At 71.1% G+C, this 5,891-nt stretch carries 5 protein-coding genes; 4 read left to right on the top strand and 1 reads right to left on the bottom strand.

From position 1 onward, the window contains the following. Nucleotides 1-685 precede the first annotated feature (685 nt). From AC31A1_RS45325 to AC31A1_RS45340, 4 genes are all read left to right on the top strand, one after another. A complete protein-coding gene (locus AC31A1_RS45325; RefSeq protein ID WP_489658918.1) occupies nt 686-1,381 on the top strand; it encodes a type 1 glutamine amidotransferase domain-containing protein in 696 nt (231 codons plus the stop codon). A gap of 227 nt (nt 1,382-1,608) precedes the next feature. Continuing rightward, nucleotides 1,609-2,844, top strand: a complete 1,236-nt coding sequence (gene thrS / locus AC31A1_RS45330) for a threonine--tRNA ligase (RefSeq protein WP_489658919.1) — start codon at nt 1,609-1,611, stop codon at nt 2,842-2,844. Between the two features lie 160 nt (nt 2,845-3,004). Continuing rightward, nucleotides 3,005-3,964: a nucleoside hydrolase gene (locus AC31A1_RS45335; protein ID WP_489658920.1), complete on the top strand. Its 960-nt coding sequence runs from the start codon at nt 3,005-3,007 to the stop codon at nt 3,962-3,964. A 217-nt stretch (nt 3,965-4,181) separates the two neighbouring features. After that, entirely contained in the window at nt 4,182-5,561 is a 1,380-nt protein-coding gene (locus tag AC31A1_RS45340; protein WP_489658922.1) for an AAA family ATPase, read from the top strand. A 92-nt stretch (nt 5,562-5,653) separates the two neighbouring features. On the opposite strand, the gene AC31A1_RS45345 is transcribed toward AC31A1_RS45340, so the two are convergent. After that, nucleotides 5,654-5,891, bottom strand: a 238-nt coding sequence (locus AC31A1_RS45345; RefSeq protein WP_489658921.1) for an LAETG motif-containing sortase-dependent surface protein, incomplete at its 5' end; no start/stop codon positions are given.

Raw genomic sequence — 5,891 nt, forward strand, 5'->3', positions numbered from 1 at the left:
GCCGAGGGGGAGGGCGCGGTCGTCACCTTGTGCAGGATGGCTTCGTTCGCGCAGCCGGCCGCGGTCAGCGGGGTGCCCGCGGCGAGTATCGCGACGACGAGGACACGGGCCGGGGTACGGGTCATCGGGGGTCCCTCCTGAGGCGCGGGGTGCGTTCCCCCAACGGCACCATCGCCCCGGCCCGCCCACCAGCGCGCCGGGCCGTCCGGGTGAGTGCCAGTACTTCGGTTGTGGGTCGAGTGCGGGCCCGGTGGGGGCTGGTCGCGCAGTTCCCCGCGCCCCTTAAAAGCAGGACGTCGCCCCTTAGGCCAACTCCAGCGCCAACCCCCTAGGGGCGCGGGGAACTGCGCAGGTGGTTGCGCGAGTGCCATAGCCCTTAGGCCAACCCGACCGCCAACCCCCCAGGGGCGCGGGGAACTGCGCGCCCAGCCCCCACACCGCCGCACCCGAAAACCCGTAGAGGCTTGCCCCGCACGAGAAGCCAACCCGAGCGCCAACCCCCCAGGGGCGCGGGGAACTGCGCGCCTAACCCCCACACCGCCGCACCCGAAAACCCGTAGGGGGTTCCGCAGGTGCCATCGGGAATCCAATGCCGGTCATTCGAATCGTCATTGGCCGAGCTTCCGCGCCCCGCCTACTGTCGGAGACACCCGCACAGAGCCCACGCCACCCCCTGGAGACCCCCATGTCGAAGATCCTCTTCGTGCTGACCGGCGCCGATCACCTCACCCTGGCCGACGGCACCCAGCACCCCACCGGATATTGGGCCGAGGAGGTCGTCACCCCGTACGAGGCTTTCAAGGCGGCCGGTCACGAGGTGGTCGTCGCCACCCCGGGCGGTGTCGTACCGCCCGTCGACCGCGGCAGCCTCGCCCCCGACTACAACGGCGGCCAGGAGAACGCCGACCGGGTCGCGGGCGTCCTCGCGTCGAGCCCCGAGTTCCAGCACCCGGTCAAGCTGACCGAGGCCGACCTCGCCGACTACGCCGCTGTCTACTACCCAGGGGGCCACGGCCCGATGGAGGACCTCGCCGTCGACGCCGACTCTGGCAGCCTCCTCACCCAGGCCCTCGCCTCCGGCAGGCCCCTCGGCGTGGTCTGCCACGGGCCCGCCGCGCTGCTCCCGGCCACCAAGGAGGACGGTACGAACGCCTTCGCCGGGCGGCGCCTCACCGGGTTCACCAACGCCGAGGAGACCCAGGGCGGCCTCGCCGCAAAGGTGAAGTGGCTGCTCCAGGACCGGCTCGTGGAGCTCGGCGCCGACTTCCAGGAGGGCGAGCCCTGGGCCCCGCACGTCGTGGTCGACGGCAACCTCGTCACCGGCCAGAACCCGGCGTCCTCCGCCCCGGTCGCCGACGAACTCCTCAAGAAGCTCGGCTGATTGATCTCAACTGATCAATGCTGATTAATTCGGTCGCCGAAGCCTTCGTACGACTGCTACGGTCCGCCGCATGAAGCGCGCCAAGCCGTTCCCGTCCTCCTGGACGACGACGCCGGACCCTGTCCCGGCGCGCTGACTGCTGAACCGAGTCGAAGCCCCGGGGCGAGTGCCCCGGGGCTTCGTCGTCGCCGGATTCCTCGCCCCGCCATCCGTAGAGCGAGGAACCCATGAGCGAGAACGCCCCGCACGACCACCGCCGCCTCGGCCGCGAGCTCGGCCTCTTCGACACCGACCCGCTGATCGGCGCGGGCCTGCCGTACTGGCTCCCCGACGGCGCGATCGTCCGCCATCAACTGGAGGAGTACGTAAGGGAGTTGGAGCGCGCCGAAGGCTACCGCCACGTGTACTCACCCGTCCTCGGCAAACGCGAGCTGTACGAGATCTCCGGGCACTGGTCCCACTACAGCGACGACATGTTCCCGCCGATGAGGCTCGGCGCGGAGGAGGTCGTACTGCGGCCCAGCCTCTGTCCCCACCACGCCCTCATCTACCGGTCCCGCTCGCACAGTTACCGCGAACTTCCCCTCCGTATCGCCGAGTTGGGCGGCATGTACCGCTCCGAACTCTCCGGCGTCCTCGGCGGACTGACCCGTGTCCGTGCCATCCAGCTCAACGACGCCCACATCTTCTGCACCCTGGACCAGGCCGTCGAGGAGGCCCGCACCGCCCTGGACCTCATCACCCGCGCCTACGCCGACCTCGGCATCCGCGCCTCCCGTCATCGGCTCTCGCTGCGGGGGGAGGGAGGCAAGTACGTCGCGGATCCGGGCGTTTGGCGGCGGGCCACCGCGATGCTGAAGGAGGTCCTCGACACCTCCGATGTCGTCTACGAGTCCGCCGAGGGCGAGGCCGCCTTCTACGGCCCGAAGATCGACGTCCAGATCGCCGACCCGGCCGGGCGCGAGGCCACCCTCTCCACCGTCCAGATCGACTTCCACCAGCCCGAACGCTTCGACCTGCACTACATCGGCGCCGACGGCGCGAAACACCGGCCGGTGATGGTGCACCGCAGCGTCATCGGGAGCGTGGAACGGGCGGTGGCGCACCTGGTGGAGGAACACGGCGGCGCCTTTCCGGCGTGGCTGGCGCCGGTGCAGCTGGTCGTGCTGCCGGTGTCGGAAGCGCAGGCGGACGCGGCCCACGAGCTGCTCCGCCGAGCCCAACTGGGCGGCCTGCGCGCCGAGTTGGCCGCCTCCGACCAGGGCAGCCTCGGTGCCCGTGTCCGAGCGGCGCGGCTCGTCCCGTACCAGGCGGTGATCGGCGAGCGCGAAGCCGCCGACGACCTGGTCGCCGTACGACTGCGGGACGGGCGGCGGATCGGGCCGCTGGCGCCCGCCGAGCTGCTGCACCACATCGGCGCCCGGGTCGAGGCGCGCGGCACCGCGCTGTGGGCGGATGCGTAAGGTCACCCTTGAACTGCCTTGGACTGCCTTGGACTGCCTTGGACTGCCTTGGACTGCCTTGACCTGGCTTGACCTGGCTTGAACTGGCTTGGCTGCCTTGACCTGGCTCAGCCGCCTTGAACTGCCTCGAATCGCCGAACCGTCCCGAGAGGAGCCTGCCGTGACCGGTCAGCCCATCCCCGTGATCATCGACTGCGACACGGGGGTCGACGACGCCCTGGCGCTGCTGTTCGCCGTCCGCCACCCGGGCCTGGACCTGCGCGCGGTCACCTGTGTCGCCGGGAACACCGATGTCGACCAGGTCGTACGGAACACGCTGATCGTCCTGGACCACGCCGGTGCCGGTGACATCCCGGTCGCGCGGGGTGCGGCCCGGCCGCTGATCGAGCCCGCGCGTTCGGCGGCGCACGTCCACGGGCAGGACGGCATGGGCGACATGGGGCTGCCCGACTCCACGCGTAGGCCGGTCGACGTGGACGCGGTGACCCTGCTGCGCCGCGAGATCCTGGCCTCCCCCCGCCCGGTCACGCTCATCCCGACCGCGCCGCTGACGAACATCGCGCTGCTGCTGCGGACGTTCCCGGAGGTCACCCGCAACATCGAGCGGATCGTGTTCATGGGCGGCGCGGTGGCGGTCGGGAACGCCACGCCGGTCGCGGAGTTCAACGTGTGGCACGACCCGGAGGCGGCCGCGATCCTGCTCACCGCCGGGGTGCCGATCACGATGTACGGGCTGGACGTCTTCGAGCGGGTGCAGGTTCCGGCCGCCGATGTGCGGCGGCTGCGGGAGAGTCCGGAGCCCCGGCTGAAGCTCGCCGGCGACCTGCTCGCCCACCGCGACCCGGCCTTCTCCGACGACCTCACCCCCACCGGCGGCCTCGGCGACGCGGGCGCGGTCTGCGCGGTCGCCGACCCGGGCGGCCTCACCACACGCCTTCTGCCGGTCGAGGTCTCCCTCGCCCCGGGGCCGGGCCGAGGACAGACGATCGTCGACCGGCGGCCGCGCCACGGCGAGTCCGAGATCCACGACGGAGCCCGCGAACAGGCCCTGGTGGACGTGGGGTTGGACGTGGACGTGGAGCGGTACGTGAAGCTGTGGCTGGGGACGGTCGAGGGGTAAAGGGCACGGTCGCCCCCGGGAGCGCGGAGGCAATGGTTAGGGATACACTCCTTAGGGGTGTATCCCTAACCATTCAGGAGGGTGCGTGCAGCGTCACGCAAGGCCGGACAAGCCGTCGCGTCTCTTCGACCGCGGCGCCGAATGGGGCGCGCTCAGCGCTTTCGTGAACCGGCCGCTGCCCCACGCCATGCTCGGCATCGTCAGCGGCCGACGGCGCATGGGGAAGACGTATCTCCTGCGGGCACTCGTCGAGCAGTGCGGGGGCTTCTACTTCGGGGCCACCGCCGGGACCGAGGCCGAATCACTCCGGCAGTTCAGCGCGGCCCTGGCCGAACACCAGGGTTCTCCTGCGCCCTTCACCTTCGCCACCTGGGACGACGCGATCTCGTTTCTCTTCGGGCTCGCCGTGCCGGGGCGCGGGGACAGCCCGTTCCTCGTCGTCATCGACGAGTTTCCGTACCTGGCGAAGGTGGCGCCCGAGCTTCCCTCGCTCATCCAGCGCGTGATCGACCGCTTCCAGGTGGACGAGAGCGGCATGAGGCTCCTCCTCTGCGGTTCGGCGATGTCCGTCATGGGAGGGCTGCTCGCCAGCACCGCGCCCCTGCGCGGCAGGGCCCAGCTCGAACTCGTCGTACGGCCATTCGGCTACCGGGCCGCGGCGGACTTCTGGGGTGTCGCCGACGATCCCGGGCTCGCCGTACGGCTGCACGCGGTGGTCGGCGGCACCCCCGCGTACCGCCGACAGTTCCTGGCGGACGACATTCCCGCAGATCCGGCGGACTTCGACGACTGGGTGTGCCGGACCGTCCTGTCGCCGTTCAGTCCGCTCTTCCGTGAGGCGCGCTACCTGCTCGCCGAGGAGGCCGACATCCGTGACACCGCGCTGTACCACTCGGTACTCGCGGCAGTGGCACAGGGCAACACCACACGAGGCGGCATCGCGGGCTACATCGGCCGCAAGTCCGTCGACATCTCGCATCCGCTGAACGTCCTGGAGGACAGCCATCTGCTGGCACGCGAGGCGGACATCTTCAGGGCCGGAAAATCGCAGTACCGCATCACCGAGCCGCTGATCAACTTCTATGAGGCGGTCATGCGTCCGGCCTGGGCACGGCTGGAGAGCGGACAGGCCGCCGAGGTCTGGGGACAGTCGGCGGAGCGCTTCGCGGCGCAGGTCGCGGGACCGCATTTCGAGGCGGTGTGCCGGGAGTACGTGCTCGGACCCGGGCGCTCCCTGCTGAGTACGTCGTTGGGCGAGGTCGGCAGCGGTGTGGTGGCCGACCCGAAGGAGCGCCGGCAGATCGAGATCGATGTGGCCGTCGTCGAACCGGGGTCCGGAGCCGGCAGTCCCGCCGTCACGTTGCTGGGCGAGGTGAAGTGGGGGACCGTCATGGGGGTGAACCATCTGGAACGCCTGGAGCGGGCCAGGGAGCTCCTTGCCGGCCGGGGCATGGACACGACGCGGTGTGGGCTGGCGTGCTTCAGTGCCGTCGGCTTCAGCGACGCTCTCCGTACCCGGGCCGAAGGAGGCGGTGTGCTGTTGATCGGCCTCGACGAGCTGTACGGCCGTGCGACGCCGACGGCGCTGACGCCCTGAACGAACCCCGCCGCTCACCAACCCTGAGACGGGCGCAAGCGGCGGGGTGTCCGGAGAGATACGGCTACCGGGATACGGCTAACCGGATACGGCTACGAGTGCGAAGCCCGCCGGCGTCGCGTCGCGACCACGATCGCCGCGCCGCCCGCCAGCAGGACCGCCGCCCCGCCGACCAGCGCGCCGGTGTTGCTGCCGCCGCCGGTCTCCGCGAGGTCGCCGCCACCGCCGTTGGGCGAGGGCGCCGCCGCGGGAGTGGTCGACTCGGAGTCGGCCGGGGTCGGGGTGGCGGACTCCGGGGCCGACTCGGAGGCGCTCGGGGTCGGGGTCGAG

Source organism: Streptomyces sp. P5F9, from assembly GCF_057961495.1.

Bases quoted from the DNA above. Each gene is read 5' to 3' on its own strand.
- AC31A1_RS45325 (WP_489658918.1), top strand. From the start codon at position 686: ATGTCGAAGATCCTCTTCGTGCTGACCGGCGCCGATCACCTCACCCTG.
- thrS (WP_489658919.1), top strand. From the start codon at position 1,609: ATGAGCGAGAACGCCCCGCACGACCACCGCCGCCTCGGCCGCGAGCTC.
- AC31A1_RS45340 (WP_489658922.1), top strand. From the start codon at position 4,182: ATGGGGAAGACGTATCTCCTGCGGGCACTCGTCGAGCAGTGCGGGGGC.